Genomic DNA, 23739 nt, shown 5'->3' with positions numbered 1-23739 from the left:
CGGTTGAGGCCGAAGTTATCGGCGAGGGCGTTCTCGTAGGCGGCATACTGCGGGAGGTCCATCATCTTCAGGAATTTGCCCTGTGTCTGGTCGCCGTAGTAGCCGTCGTAGTTGATATGGTTCTGGCCTTGTTTGCCCTTCTTCGTCGTGATGATCACGACCCCGTTGCTGCCGCGGCTGCCGTAGATGGCGGTGGCGGAGGCGTCCTTGAGGACGTCGATGGATTCGATGTCGTTGGGGTTTAGAGAGGCGAGTACGCTGGGGCTCTTCTCCTGTTCACTGGGGCTGGCGGAGCTGACGAGCTGGTGGCCGTTGTTGGCGCCATTGCCGTCGATGGCTACTCCGTCGATGACATACAGCGGTTCGCTGCCGCTGAAGGTGGTGATACCGCGGACGCGGACCGAGACGGCCGCGCCCGGTGCGCCGGAGTTCTGGGTGACGGTCACGCCGGAGACCTTGCCCTGGAGCATCTGGTCGATGCTGGGTTGGGGGATGTCGGCGATGTCTCTCGAGCTGACCGAGGAGACGGCGCCGTTGATATCTCCTCTTTTTGCGTGCCGTAGCCGATGACGACCACATCTCCGAGCAGCGAGGCGGACGTACGGAGGGAAATGCTGAGGCTGGACTGCCGGCCGGGATCGATGGATTGGTCCGCCATACCGATGTAAGAGACGACTAAGGTCCGGCCCCGGCGGGGAAGGGGATGGAGAATTTGCCGTCTGCGGCGGTGGTGGTGGAAATTTTTGTGCCTTTTACCGTTACAGTGGCGCCAGTGAAGGACACTTCCTTTATCGTCGTGTACTGTTCCGGTGATAGTTTTTGTCTGGGCGAAAGCAGCGGAAAGGATGGAAAATACGCCTATAAGACATAGGAGTACCCGCGAGAATACTTTTTTTCTCATATAGCGAGATCGTTTTGTTGGCGTGAAGGTAATTTGCAATCGGGCTAAAAAACTACTACTTTTTTATCCCTGTTTTAGCGCAAATCGACTCCAAATATGGAACAAAAAGTGTAAATTGTTGATAAATAAGGATATAATGAGCAGCACGGACAGGACTTTCTGATGATACTATTTTATCCCGTTCTAGTCGAAACAGGATGGGATCTGAAGAGCACCTATATTTATTAAACCTTAAAAGCATAGCTAGCCATATGAGTACTAATATCATCCGTGAGATCACCCCACTGACCCAGAACGACTGCTTTACCATCTTTTCCCGTCTGAAGAAAGAGTTCTCTTTCCCGTTACACTATCACGAAGAGCTGGAGTTGAATCTGATCATTAATGCGAAGGGGGCCCGGAGGATCGTCGGCGACCATATCGACACCATCGACGATATGGAGTTAGTACTGGTGGGTCCCAATCTGTACCATGCCTGGTTCACCCATCAGTGCAAGAGTGAGGAGATCCGGGAGGTGACGATCCAGTGGCATAAGGACCTTTTTGAGGACAAGCTGCTTCGTCGCAACCAGTTGAGCTTTATCCGCAGCATGATGGAGCGGTCGAAGAAGGGCATTTTGTTCTCCCGGGAGACGACGGAAGCTCTGGCGCCGCGTATATTGTCGCTGAATCAGAAGCAGGGGTTCGATTCGGTGCTGGAGTTATTGTCGATACTGCACGATCTGTCCACGTCGCGGAATATGCGCACTTTGTCGGACGCGTCTTTTACCAATCAGCATTTCACGTATAACAGCCGTCGTATCGAGGTGGCGTTCGAGTATATGAACAGCAATTATGACAAGCAGATCTCGCTGGGCGAGGTGGCGAAGATGGTGAACATGACGGAGGTTTCGTTCAGCCGGTTTGTGAAGAAGAGGACGGGGAATACGTTTATAGACAGTCTCAACGAGATAAGGCTGGGGCATGCGTCGAGGATGCTGATCGATACGACGCATTCTATCTCGGAGATTTCCTACCACTGCGGGTTCAATAATATTTCGAATTTCAACCGGATCTTTAAGAAGAAGAAGACTTGTACCCCGAAGGAGTTCAGGGAGAATTATAATTCGGGGACGCGGGTATTTATTTAGGTTCCATGGTGGGTTGACCCGGGGGTGGCGGTTCACGCGGCTTTTGGTCTCTCCGCGCATCCTTCGGTGCCGTTTTCCCGTTCAGTTTATTGCTATTAACCCTCTGTCGACGCAGACGCCGTCCGGGCACGCCACCATTTTGGGAAGGTGGACCATCGACACCGCCGCCACCAGGTTTTATGATTCGACGGGTTACCGCGGTGGGAATATCTATCCCGGTCAGCCTTATTATTATTTTCAGTTCAATGCCGACAGCAGTTGGGCGAAAAAAGCCGACTGCCTTCAACGGAACCGATTCGGCTTACATCGAGTACTGGTTCACGCTCAGGAAATACGTCCGTGAACCGGGGTGTTGAGACTCCGTAACGCCCGGGACCCGTGCAGCAGACTATCCGGGTCGCTTTACACCGGCACGCCGACCCGCGGTTGAGCGTGGCCGTTGTTGTTGACCATTTCAAGATCGGGTGTTGACTGATCGGTAAGGGCGACCTTGCCTCTGTCTTTCCGGACGATCCGGGAATACAGGGAGATCTCCTTGTCGAAGAGGAACCGGAAGAAGAGTTTTGTCCAGGATTTATGGCTGACCAGGCTGTCGTAATAGCCGGGGGCCGTCTTTTTTATTTGGGGGAGCTTATTCCAGGGAATGGACGGGAAGTCGTGATGTTCGTTGTGATAGCCCACGTTGAAGGCTACTGAGTTGAGGACGCCGTAGTAGCTGAACGTCTCCTCGATCTCGTCGTGGGTCAGGTAGTGTTCCCGGATCCAGCGGGCGCCCAGGGGGTGCAGTCCGACGGAGAAGAAGAAGCTGAGGAGCAGGTATACGATGGCTTTAGGCCCGAAGAAATACCACATGCCGGCGACGAAGACCACCTCAGCTATCCAATTGAGAGCCACCCATTTATCGAAGGGTTTTATTTCCTTGAGACGGGAGATGCGGAAGACCTGCCACATCGGATAGAACAGCAGCCAGATGATCTTGCCGACGAAAAAGTTGTTGATGAGCTTTGCTTCCCAGCGGTTGGGCAGGTCGGCGTCGAGCTCGTGTACTCCCCGGAAGGAGTGGTGTTTTATATGATAGCGCTCGAAGGAGATCGAGCTGGGGAACAGTTGTGGGAGATTGGCGAGAATGCCCGAGAGCCGGTTGGCGGCGCGGTTCTTGAACAGCAGGTGGTGCGCGCATTCATGGATCATGACGAAGAGTGCGTGGTCCGCGAATGCACCGAGCAGATAGGCGGCGCCTACGACGATCCACCAGGACTGGTCTTTCACTGCCCATGCCAGCGTGCACTGAGCGAGCACGATGCCTAATATAGCAAAGAAGGTATATTTATTCTTACCGATAAGTTTTCTTACCTCCGGGTGCTGCTGCAGGATCTGCTTGGTACGAAGCCTGTGTGGTTCCGGCTTGGTTGAGTGAACAAAGTCTGTTCTCTGTGACATGGATGTGAATTGGTTAAGAGGCGATCAAGATACTAAAAAAACGACGTACCACCCCTTCCTGTTGTTTTAAAGTCAGAATTTTATGAATTTGAAAACAAACACCAATTAAGGGGTATAGGAATGGCCGGCCAGGGGCTATTGGGAGTGAAAAAGCCTTATTTCCGGGTTAGCGGCCGGGGTGCCGCAGGGTCTGGACGTTTACGGCGGGGGTCTTGCAAACCGCAAATATTTGTAGTATTTTGGGGGGCAAATCAATACCCATGAAAATCCTACATGTTCTTCTGGCAGGAGGCCTTTTCCTGTCTGCAACCGCCGGCAATGCACAGCCGGATTCGGCCAAACTCACCCAAAAAGCGCTTTCATTTGCGGATAGTCTGCTAAAAACAGACTCGTATGAGACCTCGGAATGGCTATGCCAATCTCGCGCCAGCCAGCATCATCAAATTCTATGGCGGGAAGGACGGCTATATCGAGCATATCAAAAAACTCCGGGGCCGCACCAGAAGCGAACAGCAGGAGGACGACCCGCAGCTGAAGATGCTCAACCTGATGGTCAGGGACGAGCAGTGGCAGTGCAATATCCGGATGTCCCGCTGGTTCCATAAAGAAGGAATAAAATATCATCTAGTGACCTATTTGATCGGTCAGTCAAAGGATGAGGGGGAAACCTGGAGGTTTTTTGACGTTTGTTATAATAAGGTGGCGAATATCATATATATGTTCCCCGAGGTGAATGGGGACATGCCGATCGAGGACGCGACGATCGTGAGCGAGGAGCAGGAGATTGCGGCGCAGAAGAAGGCCGAGGCAGATGCCGCAGCGGCTGCGAAGAAAAAGGTTGCGAAGAAGAAATAGGGGCCGGCAGACGCCTGTGGGTCCGGTCGCCGTCGGAGGCCGGCAGAAAGGCCGGTCTACTTAATTTTTAAGTGGTTTTCCCAATCGTTCTTTTAAAGTTAGTCACTAAAGTATTAATAACCATAGCGGCGAACTGGTTGGTTCCGGGATTGCCGTCGTAACTTTGTCTTTTCATAGGATAAGGTTTAATGGTTAAAACACTTTGATTAGTACATCCCCGGTAGTCTTACCGGGGATTTTTTTGCCCACGCCCATCGCGTGGTTCCGCCAGGAGCTGAGCAGGTGCATATCCGTGAGCCAGTTGGCCATCAGCTGGGGCCAGGCGCGAACTGCCTGCAGGTTGCTGCGGTAACCCATATTGAAGCCATGACCGCCGGCCGAGAGAATATGGGCCTCGACGGGAACTTTGGCAGCCCTGAATCTTTCCAGCAGGCTGACGACAGGGGCAGAGCAGCACTGGTCGTCATTGGCCGCGATGAGAAAGGTGGGTGGAGTATCCTTTGGAACTTCGGCGGGGACGCCGAGGGGGCCGGGATAGACCAGCAGCTGGAAATTGGGGCGGCCGTTGAGCCGGTCGATCGGGTCCGGCGCCCGGGGATTACCGTTCCCGGGTGCATAGGCCAGCAGCGCCGCGACCTCGCCGCCAGCGGAAAAGCCCATCATCCCTACCCTTCCTGTATCGATATTCCACTCCGCCGCATGACTGCGGACCAGCCGCACCGCCCGCAGGGCGTCCTGTCTGACCTCTTTTTCAAGGCTGTACAGATTCGAATCCTCCCTGAAAAGTCTGTACTTTAATATAAATGCCGCCACTCCGATGCGGTTGAGGAATCGCGCCGGGTCACGCCCCTCCGCATTGAAGACCAGGAGGCGGTGGCCTCCGCCGGGAAAGATGACTACGGCGGCTCCTGTCGCCTTCTCTTTTGGCGGCAGGTAAATGGTGAGGGACGGGTTGTGTATATTCTTTACCCAATAGTCTTTGGCCTGTTCGGGTTCGTTGCGTTTGTTCTCGAAGCCCGGCGCGCCGTTGGGCCACAGGGGAATCTGGCGCGCGGTGTCCTGGGCACTGGCCGCGGCGGTAAAAGCAAACAGAAAAAGAAATAACATTCGATACATAGGAAGCTATTTTTGGATTCTGAAGATACGGTAAAGACGCCACCGGACGGCGAGCGTTTCAAAAGCGGATATTTTATTTTGCCGCGGATATTCAATGCGCCACACTATTTCATTGCTACCTCGCGTGGGTAACGGTAGGCTATAGGGCTTTGCGGGCGCCACTTGGCCGATCCGGTCGGGAGTCCTGGAACCGAATGACGATTTGCAACGGCGTAACAAGTATAAAACCATCCGGGCCAGAATTTGACCATTCCTACTGTCCAAAGACCATTCATCCAGGGCGAACCACCGGCCATACCAGATATTTCGCATTCAACCACCTATTTTGCCGCTCATCACAGGAGGAGGACCGCCATTAAACAAAAAGAGCCGCTGCTCCCGGATGCACTACCGGGCAGAGGCAAAATGCTAGTATCTTTACTTCATCAAACAAACGGGAGCCAGTCTCCATTGTAAAATGAAACTATCTATAGAGCTTTTGTCTGCCACTACCTACTACTACAATAGGGCAAGACTTCCGGAATTCTCCCATTCCTAAAGAGCTCAAGTAACCAACAAGATTTAACCAGGCGGGGTCCGCGCATTATTGCGTATATGGATCACCGTTGTAGACTTTGTATCTTCCTAACTGTAACAACATGAAAAAGCTTATTGGGGTGATCGTTATCCTGCTCACTCTTTTATTAACTGTCATTTACCGACAGCTGTCGGGGAGCCGGCTTAGAGATAAGTCAGGGCATACCTGCAAGCTTCTCCGGCTGAGGGAAGAGCTTCCGCTTTTCCAGTTGCTGATACAATAACCACTGGTCGGGGGTAGGGATCTCCTCCGAAACCGGCGCTTACGCCGGAAGGGCAATGCTATGCTTTTTAACCACTAAAATCAATAACCATGGTAAGTATTGGTAAGAAAATCCTGTCGGCCTTTATCGAGACGACAGAGCAGGCACCGGCGTCACCGGCAGCGGCGGTAACGCCCAAAATTGAGGTTGTGGAGGCCCCGGCTTCGGCGCCGGCTTCATCTCCGGTTTCGGACCAGCGGTTCGCGGACTATTTCGATAAGCTGTTCAGCGACGCGAATATTCCCGGACCGGACTATTACGAGTTCTCGAAGATGGTCGCCGCGATGCAGGTGATCCCCGACGAGAGGTCGAGGTACTATGCTGCCTTTGCGGGACTGCAGGTGCAGGGGCTGGACAAGCAGAAGCTGATGTCTACCGCCGCAGAGTACCTGCGGGTGTTGACGGCCGACGCCAGTCAGTTCGAAACGACGGTGCAGGCCGCCCTGCAGGAGAAGGTGCATAGCCGGACCACAGAGGCCGACGAAAAAGCCGCCGTATACAGGCGCTGTCACAGGAGATCCAGAAGCTCCAGGAAGAGATCGCCGCGATGCAGCGGGAGATCGGGGAGAACAGGGACAAACTAACGGCCAGCAGCAGCGCCTATGCCACTGAATGTGGCCGCCGTAAACAACAAATAGAATCCGATATCCAGAAGATCAACACATATATACAATAACACTCAAAACTCAACGACCATGAATCGTCTTATTGAAAAAACACATCTGAGGGGAGAAGGAAAAACTCCCGGCTGGTGGAGCGAGCCGAAGAACCTCGCCACCGCCATCGTCGGTCTCGCGCTGGCCGCGGGTTTGGCCTACGGGTTCCTGACCTATGTACTGCCCTGGCTGGTAAAGCTGACCTGGAACCTCGTCAACCTGGTCATCGGGGGTGTCGTATGTGGATTTCTGCTGCTGACCGTATCGAACCGGAAGTTCTGGCGCGCGCTGAAATATTTTTCAGAATTCATCGCCAACTATACCGTCGGTCTGGCCATCGAGCTGAACCCGTTTGCCATCCTTCAGGCCAAGATCGACCAGGGCTATAAGGACAGGGAGACCCTGTATAAGCAGGGGGCCCGTCTGAAAGGCAAGCAGAGCGAGCTGATGGACAAGCTCGGTGAAAAGGAGAAAGAGCTGCAGCTGAACATCCAGAAGGTGAAGATCCTGCAGTCCCGGGGAGGGAGTGACCGCCAGGTGAACCTGTATACCAACAGCGTCATGCGTTGCCGTGAGTATATCGACAACGTGACGCCGATCGTGGGCGACCTGAACAAGCTGACGCAGTTTGCGGACGCTGCCTATGAGGAGAGCGGGATCATGCTGGAGGACGCCAAACTCGATCTGGAGGCGAAAAAGGACCTCTACTACTCTGTCACTACCGGATTGTCGGCGGTAACGAGTGCGATGAAAGCTTTTAAGGGCGATGACGAGCTCAACCAGGACGCCGAGAAAGCGTTGGCTTTGCTGAAAGCGCAGATCGGCGAAAAGATCGGGCATATCAAGTCGGCCATCAACGTCACGTCCAGATTTATGGACGACCACGTGCTGGAAGACAAGGCCAAGTCGGCCCAGGCACTCGAGCTGATCAATCAGTTCGACCTTGGAAAGGACTTCCACTATACCGGTGCCGCTCTGAAGGGGAACAGTGACAAGGGAAGGCTTGGGGACGTAAAGATAACGGACAGGTATAAGGGGTTGTTGCCGTAAGGCGGGAGACCCGGTCTGCCGCGCCGCGTGAACCGCGTGAACCGCGGAAACCGTATGAACCGCGGAAACCGCGTGAACCCCGGGAACAACGTGAACCCCGGGAACCGCGGGAACCCCGTGAACCCCATGAACCGCGGGACCCAACTCGGCCGGAGCGTGAACCGCGGCCCCAAGGGATGACCTGAGGAATGGAGGCCTGGCCGGCAGATGCGCGTGAACCGCGTGACCAAACCAGCCCGGCCGGAGCGTGAACCGCGTGGTACACACAAAAATAAAATTTATTAAAAGTTAAAAACGTTTTATATGTCAGTCAAATTAAAACCCACAGGAAAATTATTAGTGATCGCCGTCGTAGTATCGGCCGGTATACTCGGTGTCAGATGGTATCAGGCTCGCCCGAGAGCAACGGGTAAGGCAGTCGAGGTCGGCAAGGTCGTGTTGCCGGATGCTCCAGAGGCTTCGCTCAACAGCAACGCAACGCTGTTGTCGCTGCCTTCCTCCGTGACGGACGCGGCAGTCAACGGCGGTACCCGGGTCAGCTGGGAACGCATGGCGTGGAACAGCCAGTTCTCGGGTATGTATGCCAACGGCGGCGTACGTACGACAAAGGGGTCGTTATTCGACAAGGCTCATCTGGACGTCATGTACATTCGTCAGGACGACTGTAACAAGCAGATGGCCGACCTCGTAAAGTTCGCCGGCGAATACAAGACCAATCCGAATACGCAGGGTGTGCTGATCACCTTTATGGGTGACGGTATGCCGGCCTTTATGACCTCCCTTTCGAAGGAGCTCGAAGCGCTCGGCCCCGAATACCAGCCCATCATCCTGCCGATAGCCCACGGTAAGTCGTATGGCGAGGACCAGATCATGGCCCCCGCCTCCTGGAAACAGGACCCGCACAATGCTATCGGTAAATGCGTGGCTGGCGTGCTGCGCGACGGCGACGTCAACATCCTGCTGAAATGGGCCGGTGACAACGGGCTGAAGGTAAACCCCGACGAAACCACCTATGACAGGGACGCTATCAATCTGATCGCGGCCAATGACTTCCTCGACGCGCCTAACAAATATATTACGGGCTACTCCGAGAAGAGGAAGATCATCGAAAATGGCAGGACTACGGGCCGGGATACTACGGTAGGCGTAGACGGCGTGGCCACCTGGACCCCCGGTGACGTGAACGTCGCGACGAAGAAAGGTGGTCTGGTAACCATCGCGAATACCCGCCAGTATGCGTCCCAGATGCCGAACCAGACGATCGCCATTAAGAAATGGGCCTATGATCACCGTACCGATATCGAGAACATGATCATCGCCCTTGCGGAAGCCGGCGACCAGGTGCGCTCGTTCACGGAGGCGCGGAAGTTTGCCGCTCAGGTGAGCGCCAGCGTTTACCAGGAGCAGAATGCAGACTACTGGCTGAAGTATTATAACGGCGTCGAAGAAAAGGATATCCAGGGACAGAAAGTCAACCTCGGTGGTTCGACGGTCTTCAACCTGGCGGATATGGCCAATACCTATGGCCTGGGCAGCGACAAGGTGGACCGCTACAAAGCCGTCTATAATACGTTCGGCAATCTGATGGTGAAAATGTATCCTTCGATAATGCCCAGCTTTATGCCCTATGAAAAGGCCGTGGACAAATCCTTCCTGCTGAGCGTGATCTCCAATCACCCCGAGCTGTTGGAGGGAAAGGCCATCGAGACCAAATACGCCGATAAGATAACGGAGGCTGTCAGCAGTAAGTCCTATCATATCGAGTTCGAAACGGGCTCCGCCAATATCCGTCCTTCGTCCTATAAGATGCTGGACGAGATCTTCGAGTCCGCCGTCGTAGCGGAAGGCCTCAAACTGGGTGTGTACGGGCACACCGACAACAATGGTTCCGACGCCGTCAACATACCCCTGTCGGAGAAAAGGGCTGCCGCTGTAAAGGCATACCTCGAAGGCAAGGGGTTGAAGGACGACCGTATCGAGACCAAAGGTTATGGTTCTTCAAGGCCTGTAGCCGACAATGGCACAGACGCGGGCAGAAGCCGTAACCGCAGGGTGGAAATTGTACTGGGTAACTAGGAGAGGCCGGAGGCCGATTGCCTGTAACCGAGCTCCGCGAAGGTTACGAGCGAGGAGGAACGTGGCGAAGCAGTTCCGCCGAAGCTCTCAATAATTAGATAAATAGGAAGGGGGCGGCAGCTCCCTTCCTTTCAAAAAAGTCTATGTTCAAACCATTTGAAAAAATAAGCCGCCAGACCTTTCTCATCATGGTGGTCTCGCAGGTGCTGCTGACGCTGATCGCCTGGCAGCTGAGTCCCGGAGGACTGATCCCTCAGCCGCTGCACGTGCTCTCGGCGCTGGGCCAGCTGCTCTCGACGCGTCTGCTGATCGACAACCTGCTGGTGAGCCTGCTGCTTACGCTGCAGGCCATGGTGTACTCGATACTGATCACTTTGTTGTTCTCGTATCTGTCCGTCATCCCCTTCTTTCATTCGATCGCTGGATTTATCGTGAAATGCCGCTATCTGACCCTGACGGGTCTGATTTTCATCTTCACGCTGCTGACAAAGGACGGGAGCCAGCTGAAACTTTCGTTGCTGGTCTTTGGCATCGTACCCTTCTTCACCACCTCCTTTCTTGCCGTGATACTCCGTATTCCCGCGCAGGAGTTCGAGCTGTGTCAGACGCTGGGGTATAGCCGGTGGGAAAGCCTCTACGAGGTCATCATCGTCGGCAAGGCCGATCAGGTCTTCGAGATGGTGCGGCAGAACTTCGCCATCGCCTGGATGATGATCACGATGGTCGAGGGGTTGAGTATGAGCGAGGGGGGCATCGGTGCACTGCTGATCAAGTACAATAAATACAATGATCTGACGCACGTACTGGCTCTCCAGGCGCTGATCTTCGGGATCGGTCTTTGTTTCGACTATTTGCTGGGGTTGTTGCGCGGATGGCTCTTCCCCTATACACAAATCCATAAAAACTAAACCAAATGACACCTTATACAAAAAAAGAGACCCTGTTGCAGGCCAGAGACCTGTCGCTCGTCTATGGTAACAAGTGTATCCTGCACGACGTAAACTTCAGCATCCGGGATATTGTCCGGCCGGGGTTGCAGCAGGGACAGGTGGTTTCGCTGGTCGGCCGCAGCGGTATGGGCAAGACCCAGCTGTTCAGGCTGCTGTCCGGTCTGCAGAAGCCGAGTTCCGGCAGTATCACCATCCGTCAGCGCAAGCCCGCCGAGACGGGTGCGGGATCCATCGAAGTGTATCAGGAGCGGGAAGTGAGGCCGGGCGATATGGGCGTCATTTTCCAGAACTACTACCAGTTCGGCTGGAGGACGGTCAAGCAGTCGCTGATGCTGGCTGCCCGCCGGAATAAATCGCTGGAGGGCAGGGAAGAGGATGCCATTCACCAGTATGCCGGACAGTTCGATATTGCGGATGTTCTGCACCGTTGGCCCGGTCAGCTGTCGGGTGGTCAGCAGCAGCGGGTGAGTATTATCCAGCAGTTGCTGAAGGGGGCCGACTATCTTCTGCTCGACGAGCCCTTCTCCGGACTGGACGTCTGTGTGCTGGACAAGGTGGTGGAGCTGCTGGTACAGGTATCCTTATCCGACGAGCTGAAGACGCTGGTGATCGTGTCGCATGATATAGCGACGGCAGTATCCATGTCGGATACCGTCTATGTACTGGGGCGTCAGGCGGGTAAAGAGGGTTCGACGCTGGTGCGGGAGATCGACCTGATTGAGCGGGGGCTGGCCCTGGCAGAAGGATATCCGGCAGGAAAAGGGGTTCGTCGAGACGCTGGAAGAGATAAAGGGGTGTTTGTAGGCCGCGGGCGTGAACTGCGGGGAGGGGACGTGAACCGCAGTAGTGGCGTGAACCACGGGACCGGGGTCAGCGTGAGCCGCGGGGGGGGGCGTGAACCACGGGACCGGGGCCAGCGTGAGCCGGACGCAGAGGAGTGAACCGCGGCAGTGACGACAACGGCGACAGTGACGTGAACCGGGTGGTTCACTTAGGTCAGGCCTTTAGCAAGGTCTTTATTCCCGACCAGGCGATCTGCATCCCGATACAAAACACGAGAAATGCACTTATCCTGTTGACGATCTGCTCGCCGCGCGGGCCAGAGGCGCTGGATAAGGCGAGGGTATTGGCATAGCAGATATAGATGACGAGACAGATCAGCAGGATGGCGAGGAACAGCGCGCCGAGGTTCATAACATGCGCAAGGAGGTCGTTTTCGTCTTCATGGGCGCTCAGCGTCAGGATAACGGATATCGTTCCCGCACCCGTTGTCATCGGAAAAGCGACCGGGTAAAACAAAATATTGTCCCTGCTGGCGGGCTGTGCGGTCTCCTTCTTACCCTTGACGTCGTCGTCGGTGGTCAGCAGCTGCCAGCCCATCCGGCAGATCATGATGCCCCCGGCCAGCTGTACGATGGGGATAGAGATGCCGAACAGCTTCAGGATCCAGCTGCCGATGAGCGCCGAAACCGCGCAGATGGTAAAACAATAGAAAGCAATCTTTTTTGCGGCCCTTTTTCTCTCGGGAAAGCCGAGGCCGCCGAGCAGGGGATCGATAATGAATGCCGAACCGACGGGGTTGACGGCCGGAAAAAGAGAAAGGAATCCAATAAAAATAAGGTGCAGGAAGGGTAAGTCGAAATGCATAAACAATATTACATTAATTTACGGTTCTTAACTGGATGATATGGTAGTCCGTTTCAGGGTATGTTTGATGGTTTTAGTGCTGGGTTTGGCCGGAATTATTGCGGGCTGTCATTCGGCCGGCAACAGCGGGGCGCCGCATGTCATCATCCGGACTGAGGCCGGCGACATCGAGATCGAGGTCTATCCGAAGCAGGCGCCAAAGACCGCAGGAGCTTTTCTATCCTATATCGACTCGGGATTTTATAAGAACGGATCTTTCTACCGCGTCCTGAACGACGACAACCAGGTCACGGGTGCCGGCGCCTCGAGGCTGATACAGGGCGGCATCTGGAAGACGAACCACGCGAAGGCCGTCGGCGTGCCCGGCGTTCCGCACGAGCCGACCAGTATGACGCATATTCTGCACACCGACGGGACCGTTTCACTGGCGCGGAGCGAGCCGGGCAGCGGGACAACCGAGTTCTTTATCTGCGTGGGTGACCAGCCAGGGTTCGATTTTGGCGGTGAAAATAACCCCGACGGACAGGGTTATGCCGCTTTTGGCAGGGTGGTAAAAGGAATGGACGTGGTCAGGACCATCTATGCGCGACCGGAGAACAATCAATCGTTCACTCCGTCGGTCCATATAAATACCATCGTCAGGAAATAAAAAAATTCTCCTTTTTTGTCCGGATTGTCCTGGCCCGTTCGTCATACCCGGGAAAAATATCTTTTTGGGCCCCGGTAGGGTCCCATTCATCTTTAAAAACAACGACATGAAAGATTTCTTGTTCATTTTCCGTGGTCCCGCCTACGAGGACCTCAATCTGACACCGGAAGAATCCCGGGCCTCCATGCAGAGGTGGTATGACTGGATCGGCGAGCTCAGTGCAAAGGACCGGTATGTGGGCGGTGAACCCCTGCACAAAGAGGGGAAGACGGTACAGGGCAGCAAGCCCGTCGTTACCGATGGCCCTTTCGCAGAGGGGAAAGAACTGCTGGGAGGATATTTTATCGTTAAGGCAGAATCTCTCGAAGAGGCCGCTCAATTGGCGATGGGCTACCCTGACTTCAGGATCAACGGTTCCGTCGAGGTCCGCGAGATCATGAAAATACCGATGCCGTCATGAGTACAGGCGCCGAACAGCCGCAGCAGCTGGTCGATCATCTTTTCCGTCATGAGGCGGGGAAGATGATCGCTGTTTTGACGCGCGTATTCGGCATCGGTAATCTCGAGCTCGTGGAGGATACGGTACAGGAAACCTTTCTGAAGGCGCTCCAGGTGTGGAGGTACGGGCAGATGCCGGATAATCCTTCGGCCTGGCTGATGAGGGTAGCCCGCAACCGGACCATCGACCTGATCCGGCGGCAGCAGAAGCTGGCCAATCTCTCCGAGGAACTGGCGCACCGGCTGCAGTCAAGCACGGAGAATGCCGTAGACCAATTCTTCCTGGATACGGAAATTGCGGATAGCCAGCTACGTATGATCTTTACCTGCTGTCATCCGGCGCTGAATCCGGAAGACCAGGTGGCGCTGACGCTGAAGACGGTCAGCGGATTTGGCGTACAGGAGATCGCGCGGGCGCTGCTGTCTACGGAAACGGCGATCCAGAAACGGCTGTACCGCGCCAGGGAGTTCATCAAGTCCGAGACCATCCGTTTCGAGATCCCGGTCGGGCACGAAGCCGAGCGGGAGGCTCGACGTCGTATATACGGTACTGTATCTGTTGTTCAATGAAGGTTATAATTCGCTGAAGGCCGACGAGCTGATCCGTCATGACCTCTGCGCCGAGGCAATGCGCCTCTGCAAGCTGTTGACCGAGCACCGTGTGGTGGCAGATCCTCCCGCTTTTGCGCTGCTTTCGCTGATGTGTTTTCAGGCCTCCCGTTTTGAAAGCCGGATCGGCGAGGACAATACCATTATCCTGTTGCAGAAGCAGGACCGTAACAAATGGGATCACGAGCTGATTCGGATGGGATACTATTATCTGAACCTTTCGTCCGAGGGGCGATCAGCTGTCTGTCTATCATATCGAGTCGGCCATTGCGGCCGAACACTGTCTCGCACCCAGTTACGATTCCACCAACTGGAGCGCCCTGCTCCAGCTCTATGACTACCTGCTTCAGCGGAAACCGAGCCCGGTGGTCCGGCTGAACCGATCCATTGTCGTCGCCCAGCTGGAGGGCGTCCATGCAGCCATCGACCTCATCCTCGATATTCCGGGTATCAGGACGTTGCTGGAACAACACTATATCTATCCGGCGGTTCTTGGGGACCTGTACGGCCGCGCGGGCAACTGCAACGAGGGCCGGAGATTGTTGCAAATGGCATACCATCTCACATCATCGCTGGCGGAGAAGAAGCTGCTCCAGGATAAACTGGAGGCATTAACGGTCGGCCGGAACGATTACGAAGAAATTCACCGGCGTCCGGGATGAAAATAATTCTCCAGCTCCCGCAGGGTTTCGGTCGTCGTATCGATGTCCTTTATTATAGAGCCCCTTTCCATAAGAAGTATCCGGTGACAGAGGTCGGTGATATGGTTGAGATCATGGCTGCTCACCAGGATAGTATTTCTCTGTTCCGCGGACAGCCGTCGCGAGCATGTCGACAAGCGTCAGCTGCGAAGTTGGGTCCAGGTTGGCGAATGGCTCGTCAAGGATGAGGATCTCCGGCTTTTGCAGCAGACAGGCGGCGATCCCGACCTTGGCCTGATTGCCTTTTGAAAGGTCCCGGATGTATTTGCCGCTGTTCAGCACTCCATCGCTGAGAAAGGCCGTCAAATTCCGCAACCCCTCGTCCACTTCAGCTTTCGCCATGCGATGCAGCCCGCCCGTAAAATAAAAATACTCTTCCGGCGTCAGATAACCCGGCAGAAAACTATCGTCCAGGTATGCGGCAGTGAAGCTCTTCCAGGATTCCGCCCGCGCAACGTTCTTCCCCTTCAAAAGAGTTTCTCCCGAATTAGCCCGGACGAGATCGAGGAGCAGCCTGAACAGGGTCGTTTTTCCGGCGCCGTTATTGCCCACCAGACCCGTGATCCCCCCGATGCGATCCCGAGGTGAGGGATGTCGACGACCGGCCGGTTGTTATATGCTTTGACGAGGCTATTGACTTCGATCATTGTATCTATTTTTCCCTGAACCCTTGCAGGATCAGATATTTTCGTTGAATGAATTCTTTGGTGACCAGCTTGATGAACCAGTACCTGAACAGAAGACCAAGTAGACCCGCTGCACCGATAGCGGCTACGCCTGTCCAAAACCCGAACAGCCAGGAAAAGGCGAGATAGATGAAGTACGGCGGCCCCATTACCAGCACCAGCAGCCAGGTGTGTGCAGTTGTCATCCCCTCGTAGTTGAACCCCACCCCTTTGCCCAGGTCGATGGGCTTATAGCCAAACGTGGCACACCAGGCAACAACGGGTACATTGCAACCCAGGTTGTAGAGCCAGGCCGCAGCGAGCATGGGCAGCACCCGCTGATCGAGCAGCCCGAACGACAGACTGACGATAAATGAACACGTAGCGATCACAGTAGACACATAGAATTTACTCCGGACATAGTCACGGGACCGGACATTCGATGACAGCAATCCGTCGAAATGGCTGCTTTGCCAGGCGAAGGCATCTGCGCCGTATTTCATCAGAAAACCGTAGTTGGCAGCGACGCAGAAGAAGAACAGCATCCCCTGGCTAACCGGGTGCCCGTCATGCGGCCGGGTCAGCACCGCGCAATAGGCAAGAGACGCCAGGCTCAACAGCAGGTATATCCGCGGTTTCCTGTTGCGGACGAGCAGCCGGTACTCAAGCCCAAGCAATTCGCCGGTGACTCCCCATCGCCGCAGCCAGCCGTATTCTGCACTTTGCCTATAGCTATCGTCCCCCGAAAGATCTTCAAAATACAGGTTGTTATAGAGGAAACGGCGGTTTAAACCATAGACGAAGACGGGCGGTAATACAAATATCAGCGCGTGCCAGGGGTATGGAGTATGCCGAAGAAGAGACTGGATGAGACCATACGCAGCGGAAGGACGAAAAAGAGAATATTTATCCCGACAAAGACCGCGAGCCACCAGCCATTGAACACCGATTTACGCTTGACATACAGCACAAGGAAGTGATTTAACAGGATCAAGAGACCCACGGTGCCTGCGAGAGCCAGGGCCGGGATATTGCCGGATCCATTTCTGATATCTGTGAAAATGAACGGAAAGAAGATACATATGGGCAGGAGGTTCAGATAGTGAAATAGGGAGCGGATATCCAGAAAGCTCACCAGCTGGCGGCGGCGTATATTCAGGAGGAGATAGGGGCGGGTTGCGAGTACGGGGAGGTCCTGGAAGAGGAAGCGGAGGACGAGGTCGATCGAAAAATAATACAGCAGAAGACTACAGAATACAGCGACCGCGTTCTGAAGGGGAAAAAAATGAGACAGGATCACCGGGGTATACAAGCCAACCGCAAGGCCGGCGGCCAAAAATACAGGAGCATAAGTCCCATCAACAACCGGAAGATAAGGGTTTTACCCGCCCCGCGGCTTCGCCAAAAGGCCTTCCATTGGTGCAGCAGGAGCGTCAGGATCATGGGGATAGTTAATTTTTGATTACGAAAGCTAAATATAAGTTGCGAATTATTTAATTTTAAAGTGGATTGGCTTTAACCGTTATATTTATCGTATGATGGCAAGAATCGGCAGGATCGTTCTCCGTGTATTTCTAGGCATATTTATCGCCCTTGTCGCCTTTCTTCTCATTTTTGATCAGATGGTCCAGTTCAGGATGGACGACAAAGAGTTGGTGGACTGGTTTCATGCACAAAAGATCAAGCCGCAGATCAGCTATTTTACCGAAAAGGGTCGCAAGGTCCGTTATATCCAGGTAGGCGACCGGTCCGACGCGACCATTTTATTTATACATGGCGCACCCAGCTCGCTAAGCTACTGGAAAAGTTATCTTGCGGACAGCCTGCTCCGGTCGAGGGCCACGTTGTTTGCGGCGGACCGGCCGGGTTATGGCTATTCGGGTTTGGCCGATCCGTTGCCGGATATCGCGGCGCAGGCGCATGTTCTCGAGCTGATCATCGACAGTCTCCACAAAGCGCACCGGCCAATAATACTCGTGGGAGTTTCTTATGGCGGCCCCATCGCATGCCGCCTGGCCATGGATTATCCTGACAAGATCGACGGCCTCGTTCTGATGGCGCCTCCGCTGGGTCCGGGGAGGGAAAAATATTCTGGTTTACTTATCCGATCGAGAATCCCCTGATCCACTGGGTCGTTCCACGTATGCTGCAGACCGCCAATGCGGAGAAGATCCATCATAAGGACGAGCTGGAGAAGATGCTGCCGTTGTGGGGAAATATCCATGTTCCGGTGATCTATCTGCAGGGCGAGCAGGATGAGCTGGTCGACACGTCCAATGCCTCGTTTGCGAAGGAGCATTTAACGAATGTCCCCTCCCTCGAGATACAGATGATACCGGGAAGGGGACATTTGATTGCTTTTGCGGAGAAGGATCGCATCGAGAAAGCGATATTGGAAATGTTGGATAAGACCGCGGGTCCACCGGTTCACGCAGATTCGGCGGTTCACGGGGATATGGCGGCTCACGCGGATTCGGCGGTTCACCGGGATTCGGCGGTTCACGCGGGTGCAGCCGGCGGTTCACGCTGATCCCTGTAGCGACGGTTCACGCTGATCCCTGTGGTAGCGGTTCACACGACCGCGTTCTAGCCGTCCATTCTCACGATCTTTGGCGTGAATGTTCCGACGGTGTCCACCAGAGTCTCCTGGGAGCTCATAACCTCGTCGATATTCTTATAGGCCTGCGGCGCCTCGTCGAGGCCTCCGCCCAACAGGTGTACTCCGTGTTTTCTCAGCGTCTCATTCAGCAGCTCGTGCGTGATCGACCCCATCGCCTGCGCGCGGCTCATTTTTCTTCCAGCGCCGTGCGCCGCGGATGACAACGATGCCGCCGCGCCTTTCCCTTTACGATATAGCCTTTCGACGTCATCGACCCAGGGGATGATGCCGAGCTCGTCCTCTGCTGCGGGCGTTGCCCCCTTGCGGTGGACGATGAGTTCGCGGCCGTCGTGGATCTCCTTCCACGCGAAATTGTGGTGGTTGGCGACGGTCCTTACCGGACGGCGGCCCAGGGCCTTTGCGATCTTGTCGTGGATCATTTCGTGGCAGGCGGCGGCATAGTCGCCGGCCAGGTTCATGGCCAGCCAGTATTCCATGCCTTCCTGTTCGTCGAGGCTGAGCCAGGCAAGGTTGTTTGCCTGCCCGGGCAGCCGCCTCATCTGCCGGGCGATACGCGTATAATAATCGGCGATCGATGCGCCGAGAGAACGCGAACCCGAATGGGAGAGCAGTCCCAGATATTTACCGGGCTGCAGACCCAGCACCGGGTCTTTTTCCATGATGTCCACCTCGCCGAATTCGACAAAATGATTCCCCGATCCGCTGGAGCCCAGTTGACGCGCCGCGCGGTACCGGTGCCGGCGGAGCATCGGTATCTCGTCAAACTCCGGACGTTCAAGCACTTCGTGTGACGCGACGGTATCGAACTGTCTTCCTCCGCCGAAGAGGGTCGCCTGTTTCAGCTCGCGGCTAAAATAGTTCTCCTTCTGAAGCAGCTCGGACGGCCGGATATCAAAAACAGAGAGGCACATGCGACAGCCGATGTCCACGCCGACCCCATAAGGGATCACCGCGTTGTCGGTGGCGAGCACACCGCCGATGGGCAGACCGTAGCCGGCGTGTGCGTCGGGCATCAGCGCCGCGGCGACCGCGACGGGCAGCCTGGCCGCATGGTACATCTGGTTAATGGCCTCGGGGCCGACGTTTTCGCCGCCAAATACATTAAACCGTACGCCGGTGTTGTTGAGCGAAGCCTTCGCCTCATCCGTGCCGGGGTTGTCCGGGGTTGGGTTTTCGCGATCGGGCTTTGGCACCAGCCTGCTGGGCGATGAGGCCCAGTACCGCGTCGTTTTTGTATTCCACGGGGGATTCCAATATTTTTCGCAACAGGTTCATAACACTATCCTCCTTTTCAAATTTGTAGTTTTTTTCCATGATGTTCATGGCTATGCTGATCACCGGACCTTCCGGATAGCCAACAGCCCGAAGATCTTTACTTCTTAATTTTAGCTTTGCCATTGTTTGTTGGTTAAGGAAGGATGGGTTTCCCCACCCTTCCTAGGTTTAGATGATCTCTATTACTGAACCACCTTATTCGCGCAGCTCGAGCTGGCGAAGGCGTGGGGTTTGGCCCTGAAAACGAAGCCCATGCCCATGATATAGCCCATGGCTTCGCGGAGCGCGTCATTGCTCTTAAAGCCGGGGTTCGTGTTGATGTCGGCGTGGACTTCCATATCGACACCATAGAGCGTGAACAGGCGGCACAAGTCATAGGATAATTCGACGCTTTTCGCGACTTCCAAGAGCATCCTTTCCTTTATGCTCATCTTCCGCGTGGTCCTTTCGGGCAGGATATACATAAAGCCCCCTTTCCTTTCCGGATGAACACGACGACCGTGGCAAAATCGGTGACGCCGGCTTTTACCCGGCTATCGGTGCCGATGCAGACCTTCAGTTCGTGTCCGTTTGCTTTTTCCTTTACGAGGACGGAGCGGATCTCATCCCGGATATCCTGCCGGACCGGGGATCCGTCGAGCCGCCTCCAGTTGCGCAGCTGTTTCATGTTGATTCATTTTTTAATTCCTGAAGCCGATGGTCCGGGCTTCGGGGATCTCGAATTCCTTTTCGTTCTGGTTGGCCACCTCGGCAACGGTCATAGGCCGGACGATCTTCGTAACAAACCCGAGGTGGTCGCTGAGGCGCTGCGCCCGGGCAACGCTGAGTTTGCCGAAATCGTACCGGGCGATCAGCCTTCCCTTTCGCAGCAACGCTGTGTCTACCATTGTCAGCGGGCTGTTGAATGTACAGACCAGCTGAACATTTAGGCAGTCCGCCAAAAGGCCATCGGAAATGTTCAGGAGGTTACTTACGGAGGAGCCCGAACTATGCCTTCTGTCCATTATAATGTTTTCCGCATCTTCGATAACCAGTAACGTGTTCCTGTTTTTCACCAACACTTCTATGAAGGATGGGTCGAGCAGGTCACCCGCTGCTGAGGGCGAAAGGAACATTATCCTTTTTTTGATCTTCCCTATCAGATAGCGGAGATAGGTCGTCTTTCCCGTCCCCGGAAGTCCGTGCAACAGCACGATGCCCTTGTCCTTTTCCTTGCTGAGCCTGTGCTGGATCACCTCATGGGTCTCCTTAAAATCCTCGTTGTAGAAGAGGTCAAGGTCGAGCCTGGTCCGTCGGATCTCCATGCTCTTCAGCTGCAGGCCGCCTTTTTGACTGATGACCAGGTTTATTTCCAGGGGCTTCCTTCTCTGCCGCTCTTTGAATGGCGTAATCAGACCGGTCAGCACATCTATAAAACCCTGCTGACATCCGTCGTGATAGATATCACACCAGGAATTGTCCAGTTCAACCAAACAGCCATTATTAAATAAGATCAGCGTCGAGTCGAATGTGTATTCCTTTTTCTGGCGGTTATAGTAGCGATACTGAAACACGCGGGTGATCGCCTCCGGGAAATTTTCTCTGACGGCGCGGAAGACCTTTTCCCCGTCGATATTTGTGACACAGATGATATTTGGAATGACACCAAAGGCCTGCATGTATAGCGCTTTCGCGTCCAGATAGTGCCCGTCGAAGAGGCTGTTTGTGTCGAAAGTCGTCTGGTCGTATAAATTGTTCATGTTATTAGTCGTTATAAAAATTAAAAAGCCCGGTCTTTCGAACCGGGCTCAACATATTGCGGGCTGCAGCGCAGCGCGTTCATGTATTCCACGGCTCTTTGGGGTATGGACATATCTCTTCCATTCCGGAAAATCCAGGTTTTTGACTGAACCCGAAATTTCCGGTTGCGTGCCGGTGTGCCAGGCGGGACGGGCTGGCGGCGGCAAACAAAAAACCCCGCAATCGCTTGCGGGGTCTGTGTTCTATCAATGTGTTCATCAATCTATTGAATAGTAAAACACGCCCCGCGAGCGGAATTCCAGCCTATCCGGCTGAATCCGTTCTCATTTGTCATATGTGATAGATGGAGGCGCATTTTGTATTTTTTTTAACAGTGCAAAGGTGTGATTATTTTTTTGATTGAGCCAACTTTTTGAGAAACTATTTTTTTATTTAGTAATTTGGTAATGAATTTGCGTCGGACTCCGTCCGGTTTTACAAACATGAGAAAGCTGATTATTAACCGCTAAATCATGTTTGTATGAGAAGTCTCCTCTTTTTGTGCCTGCTGCCGCTGAGCGGATTTGTTCCAGGCAAACTATCTTCCATCTTCGATCCAACGGGTACGTATAGACTAAAAAGGCGTCGTAAAGAATAACAGGACCGTCGGTCACTCCGGTGAGCTGAGGGTCCGGCTGCTCGACGAGCATACCGTCGCCATGTGTTTCTATATCAACGCCGGCTATCCCGGCTACCGGTCGGGGGGACTTCTGGATACGCTGGTCTATGACGACGGCAGGGCGGAATATCATCCCAGCAAGGACAGCTCGTGCGAGATCTTATTCTATTTCGAGCCGCTGCGCGTCAAGCTGATGCAGGTGATGAGCGATCCGGGCTCGGGGTGCGGATTCGCGCCGGGAGTTTTTGCACCGGTAGCGTTTCCGAAGGTGTCTTCGGAAGTTCCTGTCATTCAAAGCCTCGAGGGACATGGGAGTTGAGGTCGGCCGCGGGCAGCCGCTGAGCCCCTGAACAAAGAAAATTGAGCTTTACAACAAAGTAATTTAAAGAATAATCGACTAATTTACAGACATGAAAGAAGAAATCCAGGATGTCGCCGCCAATTGGCTGTTTTATTCCTGCTTCACGGAGAAGAGCCGGATGAGCGAGAGCTTTGTGTACGAACATTCCTTCACCCATATTCTCGAAGGCAGTATGTCCTTCTACGTGGGGAATACGATGCGGGAATTCCACGCGGGCGACACCCTCCTGGTGAAGAGACACCAGCTGGCCAAGGCCACCAAAATTCCACCACCCGGCGGCGGCGTTTATAAGTCCGTCAGCATCCGCCTTCACCAGGACCTGCTGAGGAACTATAGCGTCGAGAACGGCATATCGGCAGAAGGCCCCTGGCGCGGGGAAAGCATCGTGCTGCTGCAGCAGGACGCCTTCTGCAATAGTTTCTTCCAGTCGCTGGCGCCCTATACCGATAGTCCCCGCCAGGATATCGACAGGTCGCTGCGGGAGCTGAAGGTAAAAGAAGCGATAATCCTTCTGACGCGCCTGAACAAAGAGCTGAAAAACTTGTTGTTTGATTTTGGAGAACCGGGAAAGATCGACCTGGCCGAGTTCATGAGCAGGAATTTCGCCTTCAACGTGGAAATGAAACAGTTTGCCTATCTCACCGGAAGAAGCCTGGCGACTTTTAAAAGGGATTTCGAAAAGATCTTTCACGCCTCTCCGGGGCGATGGCTGCAGCAACGGCGACTGGAACAGGCGTATTACCTGATAAAAGAAAAAGGACGCAGACCTTCGGACGTCTACCTTGAAGTAGGATTTGAGGACCTCTCCCATTTTTCGTTTGCCTTCAAAAAGGAATTCGGAAAGGCGCCCTCGCTGGTGAACTAAAAACAAACAAAATGGCATTCAACCGCGGTGCAGAAATATTAAAAGACTACCTGGCTATACTTGACCAGCACCTGAAGGACGTGGTCGAGGGCCGGGAAGACGAGATGCTCGAACTAAAGGAGATCGCAGCAAAGCTGTTTATCCACCCCACCCATCTCAGCAATACCATCAAGGAATATACGGGTCACCATCCCTGCTATTTTTATGAAGAGAAGCTGCTCATCGTCGCCAAGACCCTACTGAAGGACCCCCGCAATTCCATCGCGGAGGTGGCGAGGCGGCTTACCTATGACCCCTCCAATTTCACCAAATGGTTCAAGGTCTATGCCGGTGTCAGCCCTAAAGAGTACCGGAGGCAGCTGGATGAGGCGGATCATCATACTGTCCGGCTGATCGCTGCAGTCTCTTCCTGATCCCCGATACCAGCTGACGCGGGGC

Annotated in this window: 28 protein-coding genes and 3 pseudogenes; 19 read left to right on the top strand and 12 right to left on the bottom strand. The window is 54.3% G+C overall.

What is annotated here, in order from left to right; translation table 11 throughout:
• Nucleotides 1-152: 152 nt before the first annotated feature.
• A pseudogene (locus ACQ86N_RS47175) lies at nucleotides 153-494 on the bottom strand (TonB-dependent receptor plug domain-containing protein); the annotation flags it as partial.
• A complete protein-coding gene (locus tag ACQ86N_RS47170) occupies nucleotides 443-658 on the bottom strand; it encodes a hypothetical protein (protein WP_431213132.1) in 216 nt (71 codons plus the stop codon). The pseudogene ACQ86N_RS47175 and the gene ACQ86N_RS47170, both read right to left, overlap by 52 nt.
• A gap of 45 nt (nucleotides 659-703) precedes the next feature.
• Here ACQ86N_RS47170 and ACQ86N_RS47165 point away from each other — a divergent pair, with 45 nt between their 5' ends.
• Together ACQ86N_RS47165 and ACQ86N_RS47160 are read left to right on the top strand one after the other, a co-directional pair.
• Nucleotides 704-871: a hypothetical protein gene (locus tag ACQ86N_RS47165; protein ID WP_431213131.1), complete on the top strand. Its 168-nt coding sequence runs from the start codon at nucleotides 704-706 to the stop codon at nucleotides 869-871.
• A gap of 281 nt (nucleotides 872-1152) precedes the next feature.
• Nucleotides 1153-2031 (top strand): AraC family transcriptional regulator, encoded by an 879-nt coding sequence (locus ACQ86N_RS47160; RefSeq protein WP_431213130.1) that lies wholly within the window; start codon nucleotides 1153-1155, stop codon nucleotides 2029-2031.
• Nucleotides 2032-2433: 402 nt separating this feature from the next.
• Here the strand turns inward: ACQ86N_RS47160 and ACQ86N_RS47155 are convergent, their stop codons facing one another.
• Nucleotides 2434-3471, bottom strand: a complete 1038-nt coding sequence (locus ACQ86N_RS47155; RefSeq protein WP_431213129.1) for a fatty acid desaturase — start codon at nucleotides 3469-3471, stop codon at nucleotides 2434-2436.
• A 393-nt stretch (nucleotides 3472-3864) separates the two neighbouring features.
• Between ACQ86N_RS47155 and ACQ86N_RS47150 the strand changes: the two genes are divergently transcribed.
• On the top strand, nucleotides 3865-4326 hold the full coding sequence (locus ACQ86N_RS47150) for a hypothetical protein (RefSeq protein WP_431213128.1): 462 nt from the start codon (nucleotides 3865-3867) through the stop codon (nucleotides 4324-4326).
• A gap of 192 nt (nucleotides 4327-4518) precedes the next feature.
• Here ACQ86N_RS47150 and ACQ86N_RS47145 read toward each other — a convergent pair whose 3' ends face one another.
• Nucleotides 4519-5442: an alpha/beta hydrolase gene (locus ACQ86N_RS47145; protein WP_431213127.1), complete on the bottom strand. Its 924-nt coding sequence runs from the start codon at nucleotides 5440-5442 to the stop codon at nucleotides 4519-4521.
• Nucleotides 5443-6080: 638 nt separating this feature from the next.
• Between ACQ86N_RS47145 and ACQ86N_RS47140 the strand changes: the two genes are divergently transcribed.
• The 6 genes from ACQ86N_RS47140 to ACQ86N_RS47115 all read left to right on the top strand — a co-directional run bounded on the left by ACQ86N_RS47140 (nucleotide 6081) and on the right by ACQ86N_RS47115 (nucleotide 11954).
• Nucleotides 6081-6242 carry a hypothetical protein gene (locus tag ACQ86N_RS47140; RefSeq protein ID WP_431213126.1) on the top strand — a complete coding sequence of 54 codons (162 nt, stop codon included), beginning with the start codon at nucleotides 6081-6083 and terminating at the stop codon, nucleotides 6240-6242.
• Nucleotides 6243-6331: 89 nt separating this feature from the next.
• The gene (locus ACQ86N_RS47135; RefSeq protein ID WP_431213125.1) at nucleotides 6332-6865 is read left to right on the top strand and encodes a hypothetical protein; all 534 of its coding nucleotides are present in this window, start codon (nucleotides 6332-6334) and stop codon (nucleotides 6863-6865) included.
• Between the two features lie 111 nt (nucleotides 6866-6976).
• On the top strand, nucleotides 6977-7987 hold the full coding sequence (locus ACQ86N_RS47130; protein ID WP_431213124.1) for a hypothetical protein: 1011 nt from the start codon (nucleotides 6977-6979) through the stop codon (nucleotides 7985-7987).
• Nucleotides 7988-8290: 303 nt separating this feature from the next.
• A complete protein-coding gene (locus tag ACQ86N_RS47125; RefSeq protein ID WP_431213123.1) occupies nucleotides 8291-10063 on the top strand; it encodes an OmpA family protein in 1773 nt (590 codons plus the stop codon).
• A gap of 143 nt (nucleotides 10064-10206) precedes the next feature.
• Nucleotides 10207-10971 (top strand): ABC transporter permease, encoded by a 765-nt coding sequence (locus tag ACQ86N_RS47120; protein ID WP_431213122.1) that lies wholly within the window; start codon nucleotides 10207-10209, stop codon nucleotides 10969-10971.
• A 5-nt stretch (nucleotides 10972-10976) separates the two neighbouring features.
• Nucleotides 10977-11954 (top strand): ATP-binding cassette domain-containing protein, encoded by a 978-nt coding sequence (locus tag ACQ86N_RS47115; protein WP_431213121.1) that lies wholly within the window; start codon nucleotides 10977-10979, stop codon nucleotides 11952-11954.
• A gap of 55 nt (nucleotides 11955-12009) precedes the next feature.
• On the opposite strand, the gene ACQ86N_RS47110 is transcribed toward ACQ86N_RS47115, so the two are convergent.
• Entirely contained in the window at nucleotides 12010-12660 is a 651-nt protein-coding gene (locus ACQ86N_RS47110) for a MarC family protein (protein ID WP_431213120.1), read from the bottom strand.
• Between the two features lie 67 nt (nucleotides 12661-12727).
• Between ACQ86N_RS47110 and ACQ86N_RS47105 the strand changes: the two genes are divergently transcribed.
• The 5 genes from ACQ86N_RS47105 to ACQ86N_RS47085 all read left to right on the top strand — a co-directional run bounded on the left by ACQ86N_RS47105 (nucleotide 12728) and on the right by ACQ86N_RS47085 (nucleotide 15078).
• Nucleotides 12728-13309: a peptidylprolyl isomerase gene (locus ACQ86N_RS47105; RefSeq protein WP_431213119.1), complete on the top strand. Its 582-nt coding sequence runs from the start codon at nucleotides 12728-12730 to the stop codon at nucleotides 13307-13309.
• A gap of 106 nt (nucleotides 13310-13415) precedes the next feature.
• Nucleotides 13416-13769, top strand: a complete 354-nt coding sequence (locus ACQ86N_RS47100; protein WP_431213118.1) for a YciI family protein — start codon at nucleotides 13416-13418, stop codon at nucleotides 13767-13769.
• Nucleotides 13766-14377 (top strand): sigma-70 family RNA polymerase sigma factor, encoded by a 612-nt coding sequence (locus ACQ86N_RS47095; protein ID WP_431213117.1) that lies wholly within the window; start codon nucleotides 13766-13768, stop codon nucleotides 14375-14377. The genes ACQ86N_RS47100 and ACQ86N_RS47095 overlap by 4 nt, the downstream gene beginning before the upstream one ends.
• Nucleotides 14367-14753, top strand: a complete 387-nt coding sequence (locus tag ACQ86N_RS47090; protein ID WP_431213116.1) for a DUF6596 domain-containing protein — start codon at nucleotides 14367-14369, stop codon at nucleotides 14751-14753. The genes ACQ86N_RS47095 and ACQ86N_RS47090 overlap by 11 nt, the downstream gene beginning before the upstream one ends.
• A gap of 28 nt (nucleotides 14754-14781) precedes the next feature.
• Nucleotides 14782-15078 carry a hypothetical protein gene (locus tag ACQ86N_RS47085; RefSeq protein WP_431213115.1) on the top strand — a complete coding sequence of 99 codons (297 nt, stop codon included), beginning with the start codon at nucleotides 14782-14784 and terminating at the stop codon, nucleotides 15076-15078.
• Here the strand turns inward: ACQ86N_RS47085 and ACQ86N_RS47080 are convergent.
• The 3 genes and pseudogenes from ACQ86N_RS47080 to ACQ86N_RS47070 form a co-directional block, all read right to left on the bottom strand.
• The gene (locus tag ACQ86N_RS47080) at nucleotides 15060-15203 is read right to left on the bottom strand and encodes a hypothetical protein (RefSeq protein ID WP_431213114.1); all 144 of its coding nucleotides are present in this window, start codon (nucleotides 15201-15203) and stop codon (nucleotides 15060-15062) included. The two genes, ACQ86N_RS47085 and ACQ86N_RS47080, sit on opposite strands and share 19 nt — an antisense overlap.
• Nucleotides 15190-15681, bottom strand: coding sequence for an ATP-binding cassette domain-containing protein (locus tag ACQ86N_RS47075; RefSeq protein WP_431217882.1), 492 nt, complete (start codon nucleotides 15679-15681; stop codon nucleotides 15190-15192). The genes ACQ86N_RS47080 and ACQ86N_RS47075 overlap by 14 nt, the downstream gene beginning before the upstream one ends.
• Before the next feature lie 88 nt (nucleotides 15682-15769).
• Nucleotides 15770-17082, bottom strand: a pseudogene (locus tag ACQ86N_RS47070) (DUF5687 family protein).
• 235 nt (nucleotides 17083-17317) lie between these two features.
• On the opposite strand from ACQ86N_RS47070, the gene ACQ86N_RS47065 reads away from it, so the two are divergent.
• Together ACQ86N_RS47065 and ACQ86N_RS47060 are read left to right on the top strand one after the other, a co-directional pair.
• Nucleotides 17318-17905 (top strand): alpha/beta fold hydrolase, encoded by a 588-nt coding sequence (locus ACQ86N_RS47065; RefSeq protein ID WP_431213113.1) that lies wholly within the window; start codon nucleotides 17318-17320, stop codon nucleotides 17903-17905.
• A gap of 20 nt (nucleotides 17906-17925) precedes the next feature.
• Nucleotides 17926-18312, top strand: coding sequence for a hypothetical protein (locus tag ACQ86N_RS47060; protein WP_431213112.1), 387 nt, complete (start codon nucleotides 17926-17928; stop codon nucleotides 18310-18312).
• 56 nt (nucleotides 18313-18368) lie between these two features.
• Here ACQ86N_RS47060 and ACQ86N_RS47055 read toward each other — a convergent pair whose 3' ends face one another.
• The 4 genes and pseudogenes from ACQ86N_RS47055 to ACQ86N_RS47040 all read right to left on the bottom strand — a co-directional run bounded on the left by ACQ86N_RS47055 (nucleotide 18369) and on the right by ACQ86N_RS47040 (nucleotide 21416).
• Nucleotides 18369-19595, bottom strand: coding sequence for an RtcB family protein (locus tag ACQ86N_RS47055; RefSeq protein ID WP_431213111.1), 1227 nt, complete (start codon nucleotides 19593-19595; stop codon nucleotides 18369-18371).
• Nucleotides 19543-19800, bottom strand: coding sequence for a hypothetical protein (locus ACQ86N_RS47050; protein ID WP_431213110.1), 258 nt, complete (start codon nucleotides 19798-19800; stop codon nucleotides 19543-19545). Before ACQ86N_RS47050 ends, ACQ86N_RS47055 begins: the two co-directional genes overlap by 53 nt.
• Nucleotides 19801-19859: 59 nt before the next feature.
• A pseudogene (locus ACQ86N_RS47045) lies at nucleotides 19860-20344 on the bottom strand (ribonuclease H-like YkuK family protein).
• Between the two features lie 13 nt (nucleotides 20345-20357).
• Nucleotides 20358-21416: an AAA family ATPase gene (locus ACQ86N_RS47040; RefSeq protein WP_431213109.1), complete on the bottom strand. Its 1059-nt coding sequence runs from the start codon at nucleotides 21414-21416 to the stop codon at nucleotides 20358-20360.
• 699 nt (nucleotides 21417-22115) lie between these two features.
• Here ACQ86N_RS47040 and ACQ86N_RS47035 point away from each other — a divergent pair.
• From ACQ86N_RS47035 to ACQ86N_RS47025, 3 genes are all read left to right on the top strand, one after another.
• The gene (locus tag ACQ86N_RS47035) at nucleotides 22116-22394 is read left to right on the top strand and encodes a hypothetical protein (RefSeq protein WP_431213108.1); all 279 of its coding nucleotides are present in this window, start codon (nucleotides 22116-22118) and stop codon (nucleotides 22392-22394) included.
• A gap of 91 nt (nucleotides 22395-22485) precedes the next feature.
• The gene (locus ACQ86N_RS47030) at nucleotides 22486-23301 is read left to right on the top strand and encodes a helix-turn-helix domain-containing protein (RefSeq protein WP_431213107.1); all 816 of its coding nucleotides are present in this window, start codon (nucleotides 22486-22488) and stop codon (nucleotides 23299-23301) included.
• Nucleotides 23302-23312: 11 nt separating this feature from the next.
• Nucleotides 23313-23714, top strand: coding sequence for a helix-turn-helix domain-containing protein (locus ACQ86N_RS47025; RefSeq protein ID WP_431213106.1), 402 nt, complete (start codon nucleotides 23313-23315; stop codon nucleotides 23712-23714).
• Nucleotides 23715-23739 lie beyond the last annotated feature (25 nt).

It is taken from the genome of Puia sp. P3 (assembly GCF_050632245.1).
Lineage (GTDB): Bacteria > Bacteroidota > Bacteroidia > Chitinophagales > Chitinophagaceae > Puia.
The sequence above is the reverse complement of the archived record's forward strand: the minus strand, read 5'-3'. Positions and strand labels throughout refer to the sequence as shown.